Genomic DNA, 23028 nt, shown 5'->3' with positions numbered 1-23028 from the left:
AATCCATATTTAGATTTGGTCTTCTATCTGCATATATTCAACTTACTTTTTTCTTTCATACACCACGTATTCAAAATCATAAGGATTTTTTTCATCCTTTATGCCTGGCTCTCGTTCAATGACGGTCCACTCGTTCCAATCTATTCTTGGAAAGAAGGTATCACCTTCAAATTCGTGGTGAATATGTGTGATGTACAAACGATCCGTGACAGGAAGAAGCTCTTTAAATAGCTCTGCACCACCGATGACAAACAGTTCTTCGGCTATTTCCTTTTCTAACCCTTTAACATCATCTATACTATGGACAACTTTACAACCAGTTGATTGATAGCTTTCATTTCTAGTAACAATAATGTTTTCTCTTCCAGGTAGAACACGCCCGATTGATTCATGTGTTTTTCTTCCCATAATAATCGGCTTACCCATGGTAACTCTTTTAAAATAAGCTAAATCAGCCGGAAGATGCCATGGTAGTTCATTGTTTCTACCAATTACTTGATTTTCATCCATTGCTACGATGTATGAAATCATACACTAACAACCCCTTTTATATGTGGGTGAGCTTCATAATTTTCCAATACAAAATCATCAAACGTAAACCCAAAGATGTCCTTTACTGCCGGGTTAATTTTCATAGTAGGCATTGGCTTAGGGTCTCTTGAGAGTTGAAGTTCCACTTGTTCTAAATGATTGGTGTAAATATGAACGTCACCAAAGGTATGAACAAATTCACCAAGTTCTAAATCACAAACCTGCGCAATCATCATCGTTAATAGAGCATACGATGCAATATTAAATGGAATCCCTAAAAAATAATCAGCACTTCTTTGATATAGCTGACACGATAATTTTCCATCAGCCACATAGAATTGGAATAAACAATGACATGGAGGCAGTGCCATCTTCTCCACATCTCCTACGTTCCATGCACTTACAATTAATCTTCTAGAATCAGGGTTGGTTTTAATTTGCTGAATTAGATTTGTGATTTGGTCGACAGTTGTTCCGTCCTTGACGGTCCATGAACGCCATTGATGACCATACACCGGGCCTAAGTCACCATTTTCATCCGCCCACTCGTTCCAAATGCGGACATTGTTTTCTTGTAAATATTTTATATTAGTATCTCCAGTTAAAAACCAAAGTAATTCATGTATGATTGATTTTAGATGAAGTTTTTTAGTTGTAACTAATGGGAATCCTTCTTGAAGATTAAAACGCATTTGATATCCAAATGTACTAATCGTCCCTGTTCCTGTACGATCTTCTTTTTTTACACCATTATTTAGTATATGTTTTCCTAGGTCTAAGTATTGTTTCACGAGAATCACCCTTTCGTCTCTACTAATTTTACTTGAAATTGTCTTCGAAAACTATTAATTTTTAATTAGAATGTTAAGGTTGTTGTTGATTTTCATTACAGGACACTCGCTTTCCGCGGGGCGTGCGGTGAGCCTCCTCGGCATGCGCCTGCGGGGTCTCACCTGACACGCTGCTCCCGCAGGAGTCTCGCGTCCTTCCACTACAATCAACTTTGCTAAAAATTAACACTCTACTTTAACAAAGCCATTAAAAAAGGCTTCGCCACTTAGCAAAGCTTAACGAAACGTATAGGCAAGCTGTAAGTCTGTTTCTTTTCGTTGTTCGAGCTCCTTCATATATTCATATGTTTTCGGTGCTTTTTGGACAATTTCTAATTTTGTTCTTCCATTTAAATAGAACATTGCAAATACTTCCGCAAAATATTCTTCAGCGTGATCAATAAAATAAGGTTGATTTGGAAAAAGTAAGCTTGCTTCTTCATGCCATATATCTCTAAACCTTTTTTCGTATCTTAAGGAATGGAAAACATGTTGATCAATTGAATGAGCGAGTTCATGTAGCTCAAGATTTACTGATCCATGACTTTCACCTTTATGGCTATGTCCAATCTTAGCAAGTGCCATTTTTGAACCGCCAGCTCCCGGAATTTGATCCCAGGTAAGCTGTTTATAGCCCCTAGGCTTGACTCCTTTTAATTCAGTGTAGCCCGGTTGATTAGTTAATGGTCCTTCAAAAAGCTTTAATTTAATGCCTTGGTCTGCGGCCTTTTTTAGAATGGAAGGATGAATGCGGGATATTCTATTAATCATGGGTACCACTTCATCCATTTCATAACTTTCAGTGGGGAGAACAACGATGTTCTTCACATATTCGGTAGTACGCAACTGGGTAATCGCTTCCAATGCTTTTTTATCGTAAACAAGTAAAACTCCACCGTTTGCTTTGGTCTGCTCGAATCCTACAAGGATGGGTATAAATAATAGCATCATGCTGATCATGATGATGACTGTTTTTTTCATAGTTGTTAAATCCCTTCCATGGATGGTAGTAACAGTTTCAATAGTTTATATAATATTCAGATAATATAAGTTTATCATATTATAGAGTGGTAGAATAATAGAAAATGATGGAAATGGATAAAAGAAGGACACTAAAAAACGCACTAATTGTGCGCTTTTTAAGACTGCCAGTTTGGCGGTGTATTTTTGTCCCAGTAGATACTTCCTAGTTCATGGTGTGTGTGAAAGGAATCTTCAAATGTGTGATAGTGAAAATTAAAGTAGTAACCATCAAGAGGTGGATGATCTCTTCTTACGTGAAAGCGAATAATATCTTGACCACTTTGTGCATCATAAATGTGAAAGATTTTTTCGCTCATTCCACCTGTTGGATTCTTTGAGATAACCAAATTTTGTAATTGTTCTTCATCTAATCTTGTAGAAAGGGTCATAATGACTTCTTCTATTTTAGGTAGAATTACTGTTCTGAATTCATCTCCAATTGATTCTTCAATAACTGGTCCAAATTTCATCTTTGATTGCAGTTCCGCCTGGTGAATGGCATAATCGAAAAAAGATGGAGTAAGATTGGCATATTCTTCTATAAAAGGATCTATAAATCCATTTTCTAATTGATTAACTTCTTCAAGTTCGTTCGCTTTCGAGGATTCATTTGATTTCTCTTCTGCAATAATAATTTGGGGTGGTGTGATAAGACCAAATGTAAGAATCGTAAATATGACAACGAATGATTTTCTAATCCAAATTGGCAACGAACTCACCTCTATTTATTTCTTGCATTCATTATACTATATTTCAATCTATTAGCCTATAAATATCGTTCATAATTATTCCAAATATCCGATTTCATAAAATCATAAAAACATGGTAAGATTAAAAATAGTACATATAATAGCTTGGAGGTAAATTCAATGGACATTCAATTAATTTTATCAGTATTAAGCTTTGCTACATTAACATACTTTATTTATGCTTCTGCAACAGATTCTGATTAAGTAGCACAGTAAGAAAACCAAGGATGACTCATCCTTGGTTTTTTTCATAAAAAAACTCGCTAGCAGCGAGTTTTGGAACCTTACTTAATTTTCGTCTTCTTTCTTGCAGAATCACGTGTAACAGAGCCAGTTTCAGTGGTTGTCGTTCCTTGACCCTCTACATTAGGAGAGTTTAATGGACCCTTTGAAGGATCAGCTTTACGTTTAGGCATATGGTTCACCCCCATCACCCTTAACGTTTCCAATGTCTCCTTCTTTTATCCTATCCATTTACTTCCTTACCTAATTCAATGATACCGTAATGAAAATTTGCACTTTTTCTTCGAATTGGCACAAAGCCAAGTTTTTCGAATCGGCTACTTTTCCAATGATCCTTTAACACAATTCTTTTTCTTCCGACTCGTCTCGCTTCCTTGATTGTCTGTTCCGTTATGTCATCATATAAAGCAAATTGTTTAACTCCAATTAACCCAACTGATTCCTGAATAGTCTCTTCAAACATTGGGTCGAAGTAGACGATGTCAACTGAATCAGAATTACATTCTTGTAAATATGTTTGATAGGAGGTATGCATTACCTCTATTGCTCTCATTGCTTGATTCATTTCAGGTACTTGTGTTTCCCAGGTTTGAAAACCTGTACTCACTAGGTTGGCAAGTGTCTTACTTCCTTCAAGGCTAGTTACACTCCCATTTGGCCCCACACAATAACTTGCAACAATTGAGTCAGAACCAAGACCTAACGTACAATCTAAGAAGGTCATCCCTTTATTTAAGGCGCACGCTTGTACAAATGGATCGTTTCCCCCACTACGTAATCTTTTCACACGAAACATTGCTGAATTAGGATGGAAAAAGATTGGATGTGTATCATTCGGAACAAATAATTCAATCCGTTCTTTCCCTACTACTAATACCTCTTCATGAAATTCATTTTGTAAATCTTGGATAGAATCTCTACCTCTACGATGAAAGGTTTCTCCCCACTCTTCTGCTAATTGTATAGCTTTTTGAACTAACAAATGATTGGCTCTAGAGGATGTTGTGATTATCATATCGTGATCTCCTATAAGAAAAGGACGCCTATATAGGCATCCCGTTTATTGACAATGTCTTTCAAATGCACTTGTTAAATTGTTCATAATGTCTTCCATTGAGTGACTTTCAATTTCGTGTCTAGGAATAAAATGAACAACCTCGTTCCCTTTTAAAAGTGCCATAGAAGGTGAAGAAGGCTCATAGCCATCAAAATATTCTCTCATAGTAGCTGTAGCTTCCTTATCTTGACCAGCAAATACCGTCACTAGGTTTTCAGGCTTCTTATCTGATTGAAGAATGGCCTGTGTTGCAGCAGGTCTAGCTAGTCCAGCAGCACAACCACAAACAGAGTTTACTACAACTAAAGTTGTTCCTGTACGATCCTTTAAAAATTCATTTACTTCGTCACTTGTTGTTAATTCTTGAAATCCAGCGTTTACTAATTCTGCTCTCATTGGTTTAACAACCTGTTTCATATACTCATCATATGCCATTGACATGTAAACAACACCCCTTATAAATCTCTTTGTAATTTAAAGAATACTATACGCCTTTTCAACGAGCAACTTTTATGACCCTTTTCTGCTCTCAGTCATTTGCTTCCACACTGAACCTTTAGCTTCCTCGCCACCCTCAATACGCTCAATTGCGATTCTAACCTGCATACTTACCTCAAACTCTGGGTCGTTCTGTGCTTCCTTTAATCCTGGTAAAGCTGTTTCATCGCCTTCTTCATAAAGGAACATCGCTGCTCTCCATCGAACGAGCTTATTCTTGTCCTTTAATGCGTCAATCATTGGACCAATTGCCTTTTTGTTTCCTACATCAGATAAGCAATCCCCCGCTGTTCTTCTTACAGTGACGGAAGAATCCTTTAAAGCCTTAAATAATAGAGGTAGGACGTCCTCACTCTCTATCATTCCTAAATAAACAGTCGCTAATCTCCTGATTGATGCTTTTTCATCATCCAATGCTTTTGCTAATACAGGAAGATCTGCTTCGGTTGGATTCATTTGCTCTAGATGTGCATATCGGTTCGTCCATTCCTTATCATCAAGCATGTCTAGTGTGACTTGGTAGCTTTTCCTTTGCGTATTAGTACTTTGGTCAGAATGAGCCATTGTGACTAATCGGTTTAAACGTTCTTGTGGATAAGCAGCTGAAATTTCTTCCGATACTTCAGTACCGATATCCTCCATGTCACCGTAGCGGATTCCCTGCTCCTTCCACTCACGTTCCATGACTAGGTTTGAAGAGGCAGACTCGGCTTCCATTGCCGCCTTTTTGAATCTGTCCGGAAGACCTACACGTTGTTCTGACATTCCATCTGAGAGCTTGATTTGCATTGGAATTCCTTTGAATATCTGAAGGAAAACCTTTACTTCACCAAACGTATCATTGATCTTTTTCTCTCCAGCTTCTACACTTTCTTCCTCTCCAAACACCTGACGCACCTCGGCTAAAATGTCCTGCCAATCAAACTTCGAGTTTCGTTCCAAAGCAAGAAAATCAGCAACATGGTATACACCTTTTACCCCATCTATAGCTAATATCTGTTGAATAATCTTTGGAGCATCTTCTATGTTTTTGTTTGTATAGTTATTTCGTTCATGACTTTTCAACTCTTGATCAAGAATAACTTTCATTGTATTAGGACTAGGAGTTGGTTCGATTGTTTTAATCTTCATCAATAAATTCCTCCATTTTACTTTCTTATAGAAATAGTACCATACGTAATATACCGAATCCATTCATAGGTATTTTGTGATATTTCAATCCATAGAATAAAAAAACGAAAAATTCTGTCATAATCTTTTTTTATTATAAATATCGATTAAGTAGCTAGAGTTAATTACACAACAAGATGATACATCTAGGAGGCTAAATATGAACAAGCGTAATGGGGTTGGAGGAGCACTCGTACTCTCAACAGTAGCAGCTGGTTTTGTATTGTTAGGACCTGAAAAAGCAAGTGCATCGGAAACCCCTCCGATTATATCAAATAATGAAGCCGAAAAAACAAATCAAACTCTGCGGTATGGACATAAGGGAATGTCTGTTAAAACTCTTCAATTAGAATTAAAGGCACTTCAATTTTACACAGGTAAACTAGACGGGAACTATGGTCCCCAGACTCAAGCTGCTGTTAAAGAATTTCAATTTGTTCACCACATAAAGGTTGATGGAGTAGCTGGGCCGATGACACTGCGAAGGCTTTATTTCTCTAATGGTGCGAAAACCTATCAGCAATTTACATCTAGTAAGCTCTTAAGTGGTGACAAAGGTACTCAGGTTGCCCAGGTACAAGAGAAATTAAAAAAGCTTGGTTATTATTCTTATTCAGTTGACGGGGTTTTCGGACCTTTAACAAAGGATGCGATCGCCAACTATCAGCAAAGAAACGGAATGACAGCTAATGGGATTGCTGGAGTTACTACTTTAAAGCATTTATTTGCTAACCAGAATGTGAAAGGAAAAACGATCGTTTCTAAAAAGCTTGATGTCAAAGGGAAAACAATCGTTACAAAAAAAGTTAAAAATGATACTTATCATTCTGTTGATGCCTCTATTTTGGGCGTTGCGACTCAATTTATTGGAACCCCTTATAAATGGGGTGGAACAAGTCCAAGTGGGTTTGATTGTAGTGGTTTCCTACAGTACGTCTATTCCCAAAAAGGGATTTCGATTCCAAGAACGGTAAGTGATATTTGGAATTTTGCTGTTTCAGTAGCTAAGCCTAGTGTTGGAGATGTTGTCTTTTTTCAAACTTATAAAAAAGGACCTTCTCATGCTGGAATTTATTTAGGAGATGGGAAGTTTATTCACTCCGGATCAAAGGGAGTAACCATTAGTAAGATGGGTACATCCTATTGGCAGCAAAGATACCTAGGTTCTAAGAGAATTGTTCAATATAATTAATTAACTTATATCTGAACAACAAAATACTTAGAAATAAAGTAGTATTGAGTCAGTCTATACGTATCCGATACAGTAGGGGAAATAAAAACAGCTGAAATAACATACCAAAACACAGTAATTTTAGCACCATAAATAGTCATTAGAAATAGGAACCTAAAGACGCTTAATCTAAGCGTTTTTTTCCTATTAAAATAGAGCAATCGGCTTGCAAATTTACTTATCACCTTTGTTTTTACTATTAAAGAAACCGAATACAACTGCCACGGCAATAATCATTGCAATCCATGTCATCCAATTCACTATATCACCTCTTCTATTTATATATTCAATATCAACTTATCAATTATTTTTTCGCCATTTTTCTCTGATGGTTGTTAATACGAAATTCATTATGAAAAGTTTCACATCTTCTGCAAAAATACCCTTTCTTGAAAGACTGAATTTTTGAAGTTTTATGCATGTGAACCTCTTGGTTTATGATTTAAAAAATCTACTATCCTATACAACAAGTCAAATAGCACCCTAATTCGCACAATGACAGCTTTTGTCATGATGTTAATTGGGGTGCTACATCGATATTTCTATGAAAACCGTTCTTTTATTTACTCTGCAAAAAATGTTTCTACACGTAAACAGAACCGTTTAGAGTCTAGCTATTTTTTCTTTAGCAGTTCGTCATACGCATCATGATCATTAATATTTTGAAATATAGCTGGGTCAACTTGTAAATCCTTTTCGGTAACGTATAGGGTTTTTACTTGATCAAGCATTGTGATGACTCGAAAATGGTTACTATGTAATAACTGGTCTATAACCTGGAAGGTTGAAGAATGGTAGACCCCAACCAGTGGCTGAAACCTTCCGTCAATCATCGGAATTACTGCCTGAACAGAATCACTTGTATAGGCTAAAAGCTTTTGTATGACTTCTTCATTTATAGCAGGTATATCACAGGATACTACTACATACCATTCGGCCTGAAGCTCCTTCATCCCTGAATAAATCCCTGCCATCGGACCTTTTGCTCTTACAGAAGGATCATCTAATATGACAGGAAGGTTAGATTGCTCTACAAACTGATCTCTGAGTGTTTCATGACTAACAATCACTTGAGATTCAGTATGTGGTTTAATGGCGTGATAGGAGTGCCTCCAAAAAGGTATGCCCTCATATGTAGCAAATGCCTTAGGCTTCCCAAACCTTCTCGATTCTCCACCAGATAAAATAATTCCCGATATTTGAGTAATCAACTGTATCACGTCCTTTTAAAAAAGGATTTCTAGACACCTCCTAGAAATCCCCAGTATTATTATTGATTCAATTCCTCTACCAATTCTGATAGATATGTCCAACGGTCTAGTGCTTCATCCAATTCCTCTTTTAGCTTTCGTTCTTGTTCCATTAGTGTCGAGATTTTACCATAATCAGATCCAGCCAGTTCAATTTCCTTTGTAATGGCAGCAATCTTCTCTTCTAATTCAACAATCACATCTTCTATACGATCCCAGTCCTTTTGCTCTTGGTAGGAAAGCTTTCGTTTTTTAGGTTTTTCAGGCTTGTCATCTTGTTTTTCGATGACTCGCTTCTCTCTTTCAGTCGCTTCCTTTTCTTCGATCTTCTTAAGATCCAAGTAGTCACTATATGAGCCAAAGTAACTTGAAATTCTCCCTTGACCTTCTACAATTAATAATTGATCCACTACCTTATCCAGATAATAGCGATCATGGGAAACGGAAATAACGACACCTGGGTATTCATCAAGATAGTCTTCTAGTACCGTTAATGTTTCTGTGTCAAGATCATTGGTAGGTTCGTCTAATAATAAAACGTTAGGCTCACCCATTAAGATTTTTAGTAAGTACAGTCTTCTTCTTTCTCCACCTGATAACTTGCTTATCGGAGTCCCATGGGTAGAAGGAGGAAATAAAAACCGTTCTAGCATTTGTGAAGCAGAAATGGTCGAACCATCCTTAGTATGAATCACAGATGCAGTTTCTCTTATATAATCGAGCATTCTAAGACTATGGTCCATATCCTTATTCTCTTGAGTGTAGTATCCAATTTTAACCGTTGACCCTTTTTCAATTTCTCCCTCATCAGGTGAAAATTCTCCGGCCACCATGTTTAATAACGTCGATTTCCCTGTTCCATTTCGGCCGATGATTCCAATCCGGTCATTCGGCTTGATAATAAGACTGAAGTCCTTAATTAATACTTTTTCATCAAATGATTTAGATACATCTTTAAACTCAATGACCTTCTTACCTAGACGATTGGTCGTTAAACTAACATCGAGCTTTCCACCTTGAGCAGGACCGTCAACTTGTTCTAACTGTTCAAACCGTTGAATTCTTGCCTTCTGTTTGGTGGTTCGAGCCTTTGCACCCTTTCTCATCCACTCAAGCTCCTGCTTAAATAGTTGTTGGTGCTTATGCCATGATTTCTGTTCTTCTTCCGTTCGAATCGCCTTTGCTTCTAAGAAATCGGTGTAATTCCCCTTGTAGCTATAAAGCTTTCCTTGATCCAGTTCAATAATTCTGTTTGATACACGATCTAGAAAATATCGATCATGGGTAACAAATAACAGTGATCCCTGATATTTCCCTAACCATTCCTCAAGCCACTCAATTGATTCTGCATCAAGATGGTTAGTCGGTTCATCTAATATCAATAAATCTGGCATTTCGACTAAGCACTGTGCAAGAGCCACTCGTTTTTTCTGTCCACCCGATAGCTCATTAACGGATTGATGAAAATCAGTAATTCCTAGCTTTGTTAAGATTGCTTTGGCATTGGAGTTTGCGTCCCACGCTTGGAGCGTATCCATCTCTTGCTGAAGCGTATATAGCTTACTTAGCAACACTTCATCTGATGAATTCAGTTCTAAATCCGATAACACCTTTTCATATTGCTTTAACACTCTATTCGTTGGCGTATCTTTATGAAATAACTGCTCAATCACCGTTAAGTCTTCGACTAGCTCCGGCTGTTGTGATAAAAATGTAACCGTGTAATCCTTTGAAGAAGTGATTGAGCCTTCATCTGCAACTTCTACGCCTGCAATTATTTTTAGTAATGTAGATTTCCCAGTACCATTAATACCAATTATCCCGATTCTTTCATTGTCAGTAATCGTAAAAGAAATATTTTGAAATAATTGTTTTTCCACATAGCTTTTTGAGACATTTTCCACTGTTAACATTTTCATGCTTGTCCATTCCATTCCTTCATAAACTGGTTTAAATATTGTTCCATATATAGGTGCCTTTGTTCTGCTACTCGTTTAGCACTATCTGTGTTCATTAAGTCTTTCAATTTTAAGAGCTTTTCATAAAAGTGATTAATAGGTGTTGATTTTCCTTTACGATATTCTTCTTTGGTCATGTTTTCTCTTACTTGGAGTGTAGGATCATGAAGTACATCACCTTTAGTCCCTGCATAAGCAAAGGTTCTCGCAATACCAATTGCCCCAATGGCGTCTAAGCGATCAGCATCCTGAACCACTTTCCCTTCAATCGATGTAAGAGGTGCTTGATTCCCACCTTTGAAAGACATATTTTGAATAATATATAAGATATGATCTTTCTTCTCCTGCTCTATATGACAAGAATCTAACCAATCAGAAACCCGCTTTATACCTATTTCTTCTGATTCATTAAGCTTTTCATCTGCGACATCATGTAAGAGGGCAGACATTTTAACGACAAATAAGTCAGCTTGTTCTTCTTTAGCAAGCTCATTAGCTATATTATATACCCGAACAATATGCCACCAATCATGACCACTCGAGTCGTTTTCCAATATATTTCTAACAAAATCCTGTGTATGTTTAATAACTTCGCTCATGATCTACTCCTTATTCCAAACAATTATTCCTATTTTAACATTAAAAGAAAGAGGTAGGAATTTTATTCTCTGGACAATTCGCAAGTCATAGGGAAATTCCATAAACTATGTAGAGTGAGAACATATTTTTAATGAAGGAGATGAACGAAATGGTCACCAAACGAGAGATTGGAACAGCTTGGTATGGGAGGCATGTTGTTATTTTGCGATGTATGCCCTTACAAAATCAGTTTATTGGTATGCATACAAGTCTCCATGCCCCTACAGAGCCACCTTCATCTAATTGTGCTGAGACGTTAGCTCAATTCCTAAGTATTGGCTATCAGCTCATTTCTACGTATACTATTTCTCCACATGAAGTTCATTATCTATTAATGAAGTAAGGTTATTTATTAAACCAACTGATACCAAATGTATTAGCACCGGCATGTACGCCAATCACTGAGCCTAAAGGACATAATTCAATCCGGAGGTCTGGAAATTCAGCATGGAGCTTTTCCTTCCACTCACTTGCCACATCAGGAGTTCTCCCATAAATTAACGATAGCTTTGAGATAGACGGATCTTTTGCTTTCGCTTCGACAAATAGATCAACCATTCGTTGATGGGCCTTTTTTTCTGTGCGAACCTTTTCAACCGTTTCAATTTCACCGTTGTTTACAGCCAATATTGGTTTAATTTTAAGTGCAGAGCCAATTAAAAATTGAGCAGCATTCATTCTTCCTCCACGATGTAGCTGTTCTAAGCTACCCACTGTTACATAGGTTTTATGCTTTTCAGAGAGATTTGTTAATTCCTCCACAATTTCTCCGTAAGTTTTACCTTGATCTTGAAGCTCTAATCCGTGTGAAATAATCTCACCCATTGGCAGGGATAATATTTTAGAATCAATAACACTAATCTCTTTATCAACCATTTGAGCTCCCTGTATGCTAGAGGAGTAAGTCCCACTTAGCTTACTAGATAAATGGACAGAAATAATAGCATCATAGTCTTGTTTTAATCTTTCGTATAACTCCACAAACGTACCGACGGCAGGCTGGGAGGAAGTAGGTAATTGCGGAGAGCTTTCAAGCTTCTCGAAGAACTCTTCCAACGTTATATCTTTCCCATCTTTATATTCCACTTCATTAAATAAAATTAATAAAGGAACAATATAAATATCAGGATGATCCTTTAGTCGATCCTCTAGATAAACCGTGCTATCTGTAACCCAAGCAATTTTCATATAAAACAACCCCCTTTACTTCAAAGTATAATAAATTCCCGGTAATTATTCATTTATTTCTCTTAAAAAATAAGAAAAAACCTATCAAAATAGGGAGCTTACAAAAAACTATTATTGTAAAAAACTATTGGTGCAAGTGATGACCAAAAATACAAGGATTAGTCTGTTAAAGAATTATTAGAGTAACGAGATGAAGCTTCTAAGGACAATTAGATTGACTGCTAAATAAGTTAATAACAAAGACTTATTATCATCAAAATGATAATATTAATATAATAGAAGATTCAAAAAAAATGTGTGATATTCAACTAGAAATCTATACATACCGTTTTTAACACTCCTTTCTTAACTTTTAGCTGTGTTAAAGAACAGTGTTGATTTTTAGCAGAGTTGATTGGAGTGGAAGGACGCGAGACTCCTGCGGGAGAAGCGTGGTGAAGGAGACCCCGCAGGCGATAACGCCGAGGAGGCTTAAAGGAACTTCTGCTAAGGTCGCTCACGTCCTGTGAGCAACGCAGAAGCCAGCACATCCTGTGCAAGTGCGGAAAGCGAGTGTCCTGGAACGGAAATCAACAACAAACTTTAACAGAGCCTAATTTTTAACGATGACACACCTAAAAGGATGAACTCAAATGGTTGGTACGGCTGAAAAATCAGATCAATTAGAGTTAGTAATCAGTGATATTTTATATTTAGCAACGGTTGTTGTTGGTACAAGAACGTTTTTTGTTACTAGATTAAAAAATGATATTTTTGAAGTATCAAAGATTTTAAATAATGAGGGTATTGATTTAGAAGCTGGCCAAACAGTGAGCTACGGAGATTCTCTTTGTCAATACGTTAATTTTGAAAATTACCGTGAGCCTTTTATCGTTGAAGACACGTCAGTTGATGAACGTTTAAAAGACAGCTGGGTGACAAAAGAATTGAAAATAGGATCCTATTTAGCGATCCCGATTGAACTGTATGATGGAACTTTATATGGAACTCTTTGTGCTGCAGACCCATCACGCTATTCATTCAATGAAACAGAAATTAGCGATATGAACAGGTTAGCTGGATTACTTGCGCGAGTCGTTGACCTACTCTTAGAAAAACCTATAGATAAAGCTTCTGTCATTAGATCAAAGAGTTTATCTGTTGTGGGAGAGTTATCAGCTGATTTAGCAGACCAAATAGGGAACCCTCTTCAGATTATAAAAGGATTCCTTAAAATTTCTATAAGTAAAAACTATTTACTCAAATATCAAGATTTAATAGAATCTGAGTTAGAGAAAATTGAAAAGGCTTTAAGTAATTACATATTACAGACAAGCCCACAATATCCAGATAGAAAGAAAGTAAATATTACAAATGTGATCTCTGATTTACTTCATTCTATGGAAGTAAACAAATACTCTTCTATTAAATTCGATATGAGTGTCAATCTCCCGCTACCAGGGATCGTCATAGATGTAGAACAAATTAAGTTCGTTTTGGAAAACATTATCATGAACGCGATTGAGTCTTTGAAAGAAAACAGCGGTTTTGTTCATATTCGTTGTTATTCATTAGAAGATAGCATCATGATTGAAGTTGAAGACAATGGATCTGGAATTCCTATATCTGACCTACAAAAGATCAATCAACCCTTTTATACAACTAAAGATAATGCTAAAGGATTGGGATTAACGATGACAAATAGAATTATTAAAGGTCATGATGGTGAAGTAACAATTGAAAGTCTACCTCATGGAACAAAGGTTTCCATAAAATTACCTTTAACAGAAGTTGAAAGTATATAAGCTTTATTCCTTTTGCAGGGAGTAAGGCTTTTTTGTTGAATTAATACTTACTATGGAAATTAAGTCGAGCAATCATTTTATACTTCTCCTTACGTTAAGATACCTCTAGGTCTTGTATTGAAGCACAGTCAGAAAATGATGCCTCCACTTGGTATGCGGTTGACATGGAGTGTAAGAGTATTCTTTCAACGGAAGAATTGTTTTGACATCCGATTTCCATGATAGGGAAAGTAATTTTAGAGGCAGTATGAAAAATATGGAAGTAACTGAAACTTATTATTATGATGATTGGTTAGATGCCTTTGAACCCGAACAAGAAAAAAATGAGCCTAAATAAATAGACTCATTTTAAGAATGGTTTTATCTTCGGGAATACCTTAAGCGCTGTGTCGTAAAACACGCTTTGATGGTATTCTTTTGGAATGATATCTTGGATAAATTCAATATATGGTTTGATTGGTGTCAATGGCCAATCCGTTCCAAATAAGAATTTCTCGTAGTTATTAGTGAACGTTAGGGCATGCAGTAAATGGTCAAAAAACCTTGTATCTTGAAGCTTCTTTATATCTCCATCCTCACCCACAACAAGTCCTGACAAGTCTGCATACACATTACGATTTTTATACACTACCTCTGCTCCATCCAGCACCCATGGATCTCCGAAATGAGCCATCATAATCGTCATTTCCCGATGTTTAACGGCAACCTCGTCAATGGTCAGCGGATGCGAAAAGCGTAATCTCCCTCGTTCGGAATAAGTGTCTCCTGTGTGATAAACCACTGGTACATCGTACTCCTTAGCCAGTTTATAAACAGGCTCATACACATCATCATATGCGTAAAACGGATAATACCCCAAGTAAATCTTAATTCCTACACAGTTTGGTTTCTCAAGTTCATCCCTTAGATTTGTTAAGGCCATTTCATCCAATCGGTATGGATTGATTCCAGCACAGTACACAACATTAGACGGTATCTCTGGAGCTAAATCAATCCCCATTGGGGAGGAAGAAGCAGAGTCGGGAAACCCTTCTCCACTCGTCTCGGTTACTCCCATCGCAATACCGAGTACAACATTGTTGTCTTTAAATTCCTTTTGTAGTCCTTCATTTGAATAATCCACCTTTGAGATGGAAGTTGCTGTTTCATGAAAGCTACCGATCTTAGAAAAATGAATATGTGCATCAATGATTTTCATAATTAAACCTCTCTTAGCTGAATCCTTTGCAGTTGTTTAACCTCATCTTCAGAAAGTAGTGTATCCATCGCCACATAGAAGCTCGGAGATGAGATCCACTCTTGCCCGCTTGCTAGGCTAAGTAAATGCCAAACTGCCAGTGATTGAATTTCCTTGTTCATATAAGTCTCCGACTCCACAACGTCTCGGTCAATAATCATCTGTAAAATATGGTCATCTATTGTTGAGCCCATTATAACATGTTCACTTATTAAGGCAGCAATTTCGGTTTTCCCTGCAAAGTACGTACCCTTTTCACGATTGCTTTTAATCCATCCTTGATCAAGGGTTTCACCTGGTAGAAAGCAGGTTTCCGTAAACCACTTTTTATGATGAAAATACGTTCCAGTGTTTTGGACGAACTTTGTTACATGCGCTAGGATTGGAGCGTTCGGAAGCATGACATAATATTGCTGTACTTCAAGCCCTTTATATTCTTCTTTCACTTGTACATTAGAAGTAATTTTTAGGCCCTTCCACTCTACATTATTACAATCATAGAGGCTTCCTTCTGAAACGGTTGTCTCCTCTTTTGCAAAGGATTTGTGGCTCATACCTTGAATCGATGAACGGATTCCACCACTCCATGGATTCCACCAAGCTCTTGGTTTTAAGGTAGGAAAAGAAGAATCTAACCACTCTTTATCGTGGGCAACTAATGAAAATAACCCCGGATAAAACGAAGCTGAAGCAGAAATAGATAGCATTCCATTACTTGCAACAGTGACCTCATGATTCTCTCTCAGTTCATTTCTATATTGAACCCTACCACTATTTGGTGTGAACACTAGAGCATTCTTAAAAGAATGAATTCCATTCAAATCATAGCTTGCCTTCACAGATGACAACGTATTATTGGAAGTGATTTTTTCCATCATACTTCTTTTCTGATCCGTTGACTTGAATTCCTTGTTAACCTTATTGCTTCCATAGTTTATTGAAATGTTCCCATCAAATAAGCTTTCTTTCTGATCAATAAAACTAATTTCAACCTGTTGTCCGTTCGCCTCTACTCCAGCTAACATCATATCATCTACAGGAGTTACCATTGCCTGTGTTTTTCTTGTGGCAAAATCTCTAAATTCTTCCCAAGTCTGATAGGCTCCTATTGATAAATAGACAGGTTTTGTTTCAACCACTGATTGAGCCGGTACTTTTCCTACGTTATGCTCGACATACATATACCAGCTTTCAAAGTTAACTTTCGCTTCTTTCGGCCAGCATATCCCATGAGGGTATGGATTGTGTCTTGAGAATAACCATGATTCAGTAAGATTTTTACTATTCCATAGTCCAAAATCTGCATAAGCCTGCTCATTTACTTCAATAACTTGATGATTCATCGGGAAAACTGGCTTAAACATTTGATGGACAATCGGTTGATATACCCATGCTTCTTGTTCAGTTTCCGTATCGAGGTGGTTAGCAAGCTTATAAGATTGTTCTACTAGTCCCTCTGCATATAGCTTTGAAACACTGATCAAATCAAGTCCAGGAAACTCAGTTGATTCATAAGTAGCATATAAAACCATTGCCCCATTTTCCTCTTGATATTGAATACTCTTAGGTTTTCTCTTTGAAAACTCACCAGAATATGGCTTACCAATTTTCGGGAACATACTAAACGTATTTTGACTATCAGTCGTTCGTCTACCTGGAATTAGTTTGCTATCAAATTTGCTTAAGTATAAGTGATAGAGACCATTGTAAATATGCCAATAATCATCACATTCACCGCTAAATTGAGCACCAAGCCCCTTAAACCCTACTCCAATTTTCTTTGTAAATCGCGTTGCTATACCAGACTGTGTTAGAACCTCCACCTCTATTTCAGGTGAATAAAACCCAAATTGATTTAGCTTATATGAAATTGGAATAGATACTTTACCTTTTGCAGCTACTTTAGCTACATACTTTTCATTTCCTAACTGAAGCATTTCCTCTTTTGGGAAAAGTAAGGTAAAGCTAGCCTCTTCTTGGTAGTTATTTTCGATATCCACATAAAATACGCTCGTATCGTTCAGGAAACACTGTGACTCAGGGACGATTCCTTTCATTTTAGCTGGTAGCTTCGGTAAAATTCCTACTGCAAACCTTGCTTGTTTACCATTAATTTTTAGATTCGTAATGACAGAAGGATGTGTCCGCCAATTACTTTGTTCTTCTTCAAATCCATTTAATCGAAACATTCCTTCTAGAACCGTTTCATCCTCAACATTGGCAGTTTGCTTAAATGGAAATTGAATCAGCCTATGATTTTCCCCTTCAAGCTCTATGTGTAATGGTACACCGGTTTTGTTCCGCACATGATAGCTAACCTTATAACTTGCATCTGTAACAAGCTTGAAGTTCTCAACTTCACATGAGATCACATAATCATCCGTTTCAATTAATCTCAAGCCTCTTCCCGTCCGCTCAAATTCCATCCGTAAAGTCTGGTCATGACCTTCCCACTTATATTCATAGTAGCTAAAGTCATTGTCCTTCCTTCCATCGGGTGTCACTTCAATCACTCTGGAGCTTGCATCATACCAATTATTAATTTGGAAGAAATCAGCAACTGCCTCTGTTTGTAGTACTGTCGGGATGAAATTCATTAAATGGGTCGTATCATCACGATCCTCCCAAAAGAATCCACATTTTTTATACAACGGCACAGCCTTTGTGTTCCCTGGCCATGTATACAAGTCCAATCTTGGCCACCCTAATTCAACTGCCCGTTCAATCGCAGTTAGGACAAGTTTCTTACCAATTTTCTTTCCATGATCATTCGTTCTCACGTTTAATAGTGGAATATAAAGAGCTCCTTCATCCTCCCTATACTCAGACAACCCACAATAGCCAACAACTCTGTCATCCTCCATCGCTAAATAGAGATTGAGATTACTAGAATTCCCTTCTTGTGTTCTGACTTTCTCTTCCGTCGTCACGTGTGAATCTCCGCCCCAGCCTTCACGACTATGATTCCACATATCCGCAACTCCAGCAGCCAAGCCTTCATGATACTCCACTATGTTAATCTTTTGCTTTATTTTCTCCATGATGAATCCTCCGATTCTATTTTTCTACGTATCAATTTCCCTATTCCCATCAAAACCCTTACGTTCATTGCCAAGTACATTCTTAATCATGTCCTTCTCCTCCTTTTTATATTTTTAGGAAAAATATGGTTTTTACACCACATTACTACTATAAAGGAGGTCGAATTAAGTTGTAAAGGTAATTTCTGTTAAAAAATGATTGACGATATGTTAAGTACCTCCTATAATAATCCTACTATTAAAGGAGGTACTATTATGATTCCTACTCTTATTTCTGACCGATTACTACTCAGACCCTTTACACTTGAAGATTCACAAAAGGTTGAAGAATTAGCGAAGGACCCATTAATCGCAGATACAACCTTGAATATACCTCACCCTTATCCAAAGGGAGGAGCTGTTGATTGGATTAATAGCCATAAGGACCTTGCTGCAGAAAACAAATCCTTTAGCTTTGCTATGGTGATTAGAGAAACAAATGAGGTAATTGGAGCCATTTCAATTGGTATGGGCCATGATGCTAAAGCTGAGTTAGGATATTGGATTGGTGTTCCATATTGGGGAAAAGGCTATGCAACAGAAGCAACCCAATTAATGCTCCGATTTGGCTTTGAAGAAAAGAAGTTGAATAAGATCTGGGCAGCAGCATTCACGAGAAATCCCGCTTCTACAAAAGTAATGGAAAAGTCAGGCATGACCTATGAAGGAACCTTTCGCCAGCATGTCTTGAAGAATGATAGATATGAGGATTTGGCCTATTGTTCAATTTTACGAGAAGAGTATATCGAGAGATTCGGTGTGAAGTAGCAATAAGTTGTTAACAAAAAACAAACAAGAGTTGAACCGTCAACTCTTGTTTGTTTTTTGTTATATTTTGATAGCGGATCTTAATGCTTCCCATTCTTCCCTTAAAATTCCCATCCGAATTGAATCATAATAGTTATCTTCATAGAAGCGAACTTTTCTAATTCGTGCTTCCATTTGCATCCCTATTTTTCCCCCAACTCGAATCATTCTTTCATTGCCAGACCACGTAGTTAAACCCACTCTGACAAGTGGAAGCGATGTAAAGATATGATTGAGCCAAAGCTTGAGTGCACGAGTCCCTATTCCTTTATTCCAATTATGACCTTCGTGGATTACAATCCCTAATTCCAACCATTTGCGTTGTTCATCCTCAAAATAATAAGAAACAATTCCACTTACTTCTTCATTAGTCGTAATAACCCAGAAATCTTCCTTTCCAACCCAAGTTGGTGCAGTTTCCATGAACTTTTCAAAAGGAATCGATTCATGAGGAAAATAAGGAGCATCCCATTTTTTCCATTCTGGTGCATCTTCTTTGTAAATTAATTCCCAAAGTTTGGGCAGGTCTTTTTCCTCAACTGGACGAATTGCTAATTCTTTATCTCTATACATACAGATCCTCTTTTCACATGTGTTTTAATTTATCAAATTGAAAATTGAAAAGAAGATATTAAACTTCTATCTACTCTTCAATCACCTTGTTTAATAGTACGTTTTTCATCTTAATCACACCTTTCCTATAAATCCTCATATATAAAACTCTCGGTTAGTAAATAATGTTCGGTTATTTTATAAAAATACTATCCTTAATTTTTTTAACATCAATTCCTGCACTGCTCATCTTCATTTCTGCTTCTGTTTCAATTAAGTCTTTCAATTGTTGTAAAACTGGATCAAAAGAAACATGTTTATCCAACAGGAAGCTCATGTTATATTCAATTTCTATCCAAGATGAAAGATCAGCTTCATTATGTTGTATTTGTGCTTCGAGTTTATCCAAGGCATTTGCTACTTTGGATTCATATGTAACCTTATCTTCGAATTCAAACCATAGGGAGTATAATTCATTTCCCAATTCATTGCCAAGTGTATCTCTAATCTTCTCGATTGCTTTTATTTCATTTAAGGCTTTTTGTTCCTTTATCTCCGAATTATCTAGAGTATCAAAAGCAGGGATATCTCCTGCTTCTGCTTCAACAAGGTCATGGATAATAATCATTTTTAAAAGCTTAGATGTGTCTATTTCTTCCTTTAAATACGGCGCTATTAACATTGCCATTAATGAAACTCTCCAAGTATGTTCTGCAACACTTTCTTGTCTACCATTAGATAACCAACTATGTCTCATTTCATATTTTAGTTTTTCCCCTAACCTGACTATTTCCAACACCTTTATAAGGTCATTATTCATGATATTTTACCTCTCCCACTAATTGTTAATATATACCATCAACTTTATAATACCTTTTAATATAAAAAGTGTTCAACTAAAATAAGCCATTACTATAGATTCAACTATTAATCTCTAAGCTTCTTTCTCTTTAAGAATTTTTATTAAATAAGTGTTCACCATTCTTTACCTACATGCACTTTAAAGCCTCTTTATTTAGAAAAAGTCCTCTTTTTATTTTTTTCCTCTTTAGAACGCTTTATATCAAAAAATCCCATCGTTCCACAAACCACTACCCCTAATCCCAAAATACCTGTAAGGATCCAATTATTTCCCCAGCTCATGATTACCGTACATAAACACGTTATTGCTGTCGCAATTGCTGCATATTTGGACCGCCATTGTTCTAATTTAGATTGATTGTCATTACTCAAGAAAATCACCCCATTTATGCTATTCATGATACTAGTTTACAAGTTAATTCACTTTTAACATATTTTACCTTTAACGGTATAAAAATATAGTAACATGAGGGGATATACAAAACATTTTAAATCAGTAAAATACACAACTTATGAAAACAGCGAACCTCATTTTGAGGTACGCTGAATGTAATTTTACACTTTGAATTTTCCAATTAATGTTTGTAACTCTTCAGCCATCTTAGATAATGAAGCTGCGGATGCTGCAATTTCCTCCATTGATGCCACCTGCTCCTCTGTTGCAGATGCCATCTCTTGGGTTCCTCTGTCAGTGATGTCTGAGATATTTTTTATAATTTGAACATCTTTAACCATATCCTTGGTGTTTTGATCCATTTCCATAACAGATTGAGATACTTCTCGAATTTGGATGGATACTTCGGCAATTGATTGCTGAATTTCAGTGAATGACTGGCCTGTACTATGAACAAGTGAAATTCCTTGTGATACTTGATTAGTCGTTTCGTTCATTGATTCGACTGTACGAGTCGTATCTGATTGAATGGTTTCTATTAATTCTGATATTTGCTGAGCAGATGCTGCTGACTGTTCAGCTAGTTTACGAACCTCATCAGAAACAACTGCAAAGCCACGTCCATGTTCACCTGCTCTAGCAGCTTCGATTGCTGCATTTAATGCAAGTAAATTAGTCTGATTTGCGATTCCTGTAATTGTTTCAACAATGTTACTTATTTCATTAGAACGCTCACCTAATCTAGTAACCTCGTCTGATAATTGATTGACTGTCTGATTAATTCCATTCATTTGAATCACAATCTTTTTAATCGCTTCATTACCGACAACTGTCTTCTGCGAAGCAATATCAGCAGTTTGTGATGCTTGTTCTGAACTGTTAGCTATTTTAGTGACCGTCCCTGTTAAGTGACTTACTGATCTAGACGTTTCTTTTAGACTAGTAATCTGTCTATCAGAACCACTTGCCACTTCTTGAACAGTAGATGAAATCTGCTCAGTGGCACGAGTTGTCTCCTCTGAGCTTGCTGTTAATTCCTCAGCTGCAGCTGCTACTTGTTCAGCATTTGATCCAACTTGTTTAATTAATTCACGTAGGTTAAATATCATTTTGTTAAATGATTGAGCCATCAATCCTAATTCATCTTTTGAAGAAACGGAAATCTCCCTAGTAAGATCTCCTTCTCCCTCTGCAATTTCTTGAAGTGATTTCGTCATTACCTTAATTGGTTTTATGATGGATTGAATGATGATAGATGCTAAAACAAGTCCAGCTACTAGTAAAACAGAAACAACAGTATAAAAGATCATGTTTTCTGTTTTTTGTTTTTGAGCAAACATCTCTTTATCTTCTGCTATTTCTTTCTCGAATTTTTCTATAACTTTTTCAATACTAGGATCCACTTGTTCCTTACGAATACTTCTTTGTTCTTTCATATGAGTTTCTAAAGCTTGTTCGACATTGCCACTTTTATATTCGTCTACCATCTCTTTATTTTTATCAAAATAAACAGCCAAGGTTTCCTTAATGGTTTGAAAGTCTTCCTGATCACTTAATTCCAGGTGGCTCATTTTCTCTAATTCAGTAAAATAACTCTCAATCTTACCTATTTTCTCTTCAATTCCCTCAACAAGTTCCATATCTCCTGTTAATAAATAAGCCCTTTCATCATTTGATATCCCTGTAAATCGATATTGAATAGATTTTAGTAACAATTGAACTGCTTCATCTTCCTGCATTTCTGTATACGTACTTTTAGTATTATTAAGTTGAAACGCTGATAAACCAACGATGACGACAACCGCCAAAGTAAATAATGAAACAATTAAAAATAATTTTGCTTTAATCTTCATGATGTCCCCCTAGTTTTTAGCCTACTAAATATATCGGCTATTTTTAATGAATCTTTATTTAATATAGTAGGACTACCATGGTCTATCAAAGTG

Annotated in this window: 22 protein-coding genes; 4 read left to right on the top strand and 18 right to left on the bottom strand. The window is 36.6% G+C overall.

The window, feature by feature from the left end; genetic code table 11:
* Positions 1-42: 42 nt before the first annotated feature.
* The 8 genes from M1D60_RS08355 to M1D60_RS08320 form a co-directional block, all read right to left on the bottom strand.
* Positions 43-531 carry a dihydrofolate reductase gene (locus M1D60_RS08355; protein ID WP_456278700.1) on the bottom strand — a complete coding sequence of 163 codons (489 nt, stop codon included), beginning with the start codon at positions 529-531 and terminating at the stop codon, positions 43-45.
* Positions 528-1322, bottom strand: a complete 795-nt coding sequence (locus tag M1D60_RS08350; protein WP_456278699.1) for a thymidylate synthase — start codon at positions 1320-1322, stop codon at positions 528-530. Before M1D60_RS08350 ends, M1D60_RS08355 begins: the two co-directional genes overlap by 4 nt.
* 276 nt (positions 1323-1598) lie before the next feature.
* Positions 1599-2342, bottom strand: coding sequence for an anthrax toxin lethal factor-related metalloendopeptidase (locus tag M1D60_RS08345; protein WP_456278698.1), 744 nt, complete (start codon positions 2340-2342; stop codon positions 1599-1601).
* A 158-nt stretch (positions 2343-2500) separates the two neighbouring features.
* The gene (locus tag M1D60_RS08340; protein ID WP_456278697.1) at positions 2501-3094 is read right to left on the bottom strand and encodes a YpjP family protein; all 594 of its coding nucleotides are present in this window, start codon (positions 3092-3094) and stop codon (positions 2501-2503) included.
* A gap of 323 nt (positions 3095-3417) precedes the next feature.
* Positions 3418-3549 (bottom strand): YuzL family protein, encoded by a 132-nt coding sequence (locus M1D60_RS08335; protein ID WP_456278696.1) that lies wholly within the window; start codon positions 3547-3549, stop codon positions 3418-3420.
* 50 nt (positions 3550-3599) lie between these two features.
* Positions 3600-4391 carry a class I SAM-dependent methyltransferase gene (locus tag M1D60_RS08330; RefSeq protein WP_456278695.1) on the bottom strand — a complete coding sequence of 264 codons (792 nt, stop codon included), beginning with the start codon at positions 4389-4391 and terminating at the stop codon, positions 3600-3602.
* A 45-nt stretch (positions 4392-4436) separates the two neighbouring features.
* The gene (locus M1D60_RS08325) at positions 4437-4874 is read right to left on the bottom strand and encodes a BrxA/BrxB family bacilliredoxin (RefSeq protein WP_456278694.1); all 438 of its coding nucleotides are present in this window, start codon (positions 4872-4874) and stop codon (positions 4437-4439) included.
* Between the two features lie 69 nt (positions 4875-4943).
* Positions 4944-6062 (bottom strand): conserved virulence factor C family protein, encoded by a 1119-nt coding sequence (locus M1D60_RS08320; RefSeq protein ID WP_456278693.1) that lies wholly within the window; start codon positions 6060-6062, stop codon positions 4944-4946.
* Between the two features lie 199 nt (positions 6063-6261).
* Here M1D60_RS08320 and M1D60_RS08315 point away from each other — a divergent pair, with 199 nt between their 5' ends.
* Positions 6262-7293 carry a C40 family peptidase gene (locus M1D60_RS08315; RefSeq protein WP_456278692.1) on the top strand — a complete coding sequence of 344 codons (1032 nt, stop codon included), beginning with the start codon at positions 6262-6264 and terminating at the stop codon, positions 7291-7293.
* A 653-nt stretch (positions 7294-7946) separates the two neighbouring features.
* On the opposite strand, the gene mobA is transcribed toward M1D60_RS08315, so the two are convergent.
* The 3 genes from mobA to M1D60_RS08300 are packed head-to-tail and all read right to left on the bottom strand — an operon-like array spanning position 7947 to position 11139.
* Positions 7947-8543, bottom strand: a complete 597-nt coding sequence (gene mobA, locus M1D60_RS08310) for a molybdenum cofactor guanylyltransferase (protein ID WP_456278691.1) — start codon at positions 8541-8543, stop codon at positions 7947-7949.
* A gap of 59 nt (positions 8544-8602) precedes the next feature.
* The gene (locus M1D60_RS08305) at positions 8603-10501 is read right to left on the bottom strand and encodes an ABC-F family ATP-binding cassette domain-containing protein (protein ID WP_456278690.1); all 1899 of its coding nucleotides are present in this window, start codon (positions 10499-10501) and stop codon (positions 8603-8605) included.
* Entirely contained in the window at positions 10498-11139 is a 642-nt protein-coding gene (locus tag M1D60_RS08300; RefSeq protein ID WP_456278689.1) for an HD domain-containing protein, read from the bottom strand. Before M1D60_RS08300 ends, M1D60_RS08305 begins: the two co-directional genes overlap by 4 nt.
* 149 nt (positions 11140-11288) lie before the next feature.
* Here M1D60_RS08300 and M1D60_RS08295 point away from each other — a divergent pair, with 149 nt between their 5' ends.
* Positions 11289-11522 (top strand): hypothetical protein, encoded by a 234-nt coding sequence (locus tag M1D60_RS08295; protein WP_456278688.1) that lies wholly within the window; start codon positions 11289-11291, stop codon positions 11520-11522.
* Between the two features lie 2 nt (positions 11523-11524).
* Here M1D60_RS08295 and M1D60_RS08290 read toward each other — a convergent pair whose 3' ends face one another.
* Positions 11525-12367: a DegV family protein gene (locus M1D60_RS08290; protein ID WP_456278687.1), complete on the bottom strand. Its 843-nt coding sequence runs from the start codon at positions 12365-12367 to the stop codon at positions 11525-11527.
* Between the two features lie 632 nt (positions 12368-12999).
* On the opposite strand from M1D60_RS08290, the gene M1D60_RS08285 reads away from it, so the two are divergent.
* A complete protein-coding gene (locus M1D60_RS08285) occupies positions 13000-14151 on the top strand; it encodes an ATP-binding protein (protein WP_456278686.1) in 1152 nt (383 codons plus the stop codon).
* Between the two features lie 343 nt (positions 14152-14494).
* On the opposite strand, the gene M1D60_RS08280 is transcribed toward M1D60_RS08285, so the two are convergent.
* Both M1D60_RS08280 and M1D60_RS08275 read right to left on the bottom strand, forming a co-directional pair.
* Complete coding sequence (locus M1D60_RS08280; RefSeq protein ID WP_456278685.1) at positions 14495-15349, bottom strand: amidohydrolase family protein; 855 nt, start codon at positions 15347-15349, stop codon at positions 14495-14497.
* 2 nt (positions 15350-15351) lie between these two features.
* Positions 15352-18429, bottom strand: coding sequence for an N-acetyltransferase family protein (locus tag M1D60_RS08275; protein ID WP_456278684.1), 3078 nt, complete (start codon positions 18427-18429; stop codon positions 15352-15354).
* A gap of 255 nt (positions 18430-18684) precedes the next feature.
* On the opposite strand from M1D60_RS08275, the gene M1D60_RS08270 reads away from it, so the two are divergent.
* Positions 18685-19236 carry a GNAT family N-acetyltransferase gene (locus tag M1D60_RS08270; RefSeq protein ID WP_456278683.1) on the top strand — a complete coding sequence of 184 codons (552 nt, stop codon included), beginning with the start codon at positions 18685-18687 and terminating at the stop codon, positions 19234-19236.
* Positions 19237-19296: 60 nt separating this feature from the next.
* Here the strand turns inward: M1D60_RS08270 and M1D60_RS08265 are convergent, their stop codons facing one another.
* From M1D60_RS08265 to M1D60_RS08250, 4 genes are all read right to left on the bottom strand, one after another.
* On the bottom strand, positions 19297-19848 hold the full coding sequence (locus M1D60_RS08265; protein WP_456278682.1) for a GNAT family N-acetyltransferase: 552 nt from the start codon (positions 19846-19848) through the stop codon (positions 19297-19299).
* 172 nt (positions 19849-20020) lie between these two features.
* Positions 20021-20647 (bottom strand): HD domain-containing protein, encoded by a 627-nt coding sequence (locus M1D60_RS08260; protein WP_456278681.1) that lies wholly within the window; start codon positions 20645-20647, stop codon positions 20021-20023.
* Positions 20648-20838: 191 nt separating this feature from the next.
* The gene (locus M1D60_RS08255; RefSeq protein ID WP_456279392.1) at positions 20839-21069 is read right to left on the bottom strand and encodes a hypothetical protein; all 231 of its coding nucleotides are present in this window, start codon (positions 21067-21069) and stop codon (positions 20839-20841) included.
* A 174-nt stretch (positions 21070-21243) separates the two neighbouring features.
* Positions 21244-22935, bottom strand: coding sequence for a methyl-accepting chemotaxis protein (locus tag M1D60_RS08250; RefSeq protein ID WP_456278680.1), 1692 nt, complete (start codon positions 22933-22935; stop codon positions 21244-21246).
* Positions 22936-23028 lie beyond the last annotated feature (93 nt).

It is taken from the genome of Bacillus sp. AK128 (assembly GCF_053903075.1).
The sequence above is the reverse complement of the archived record's forward strand: the minus strand, read 5'-3'. Positions and strand labels throughout refer to the sequence as shown.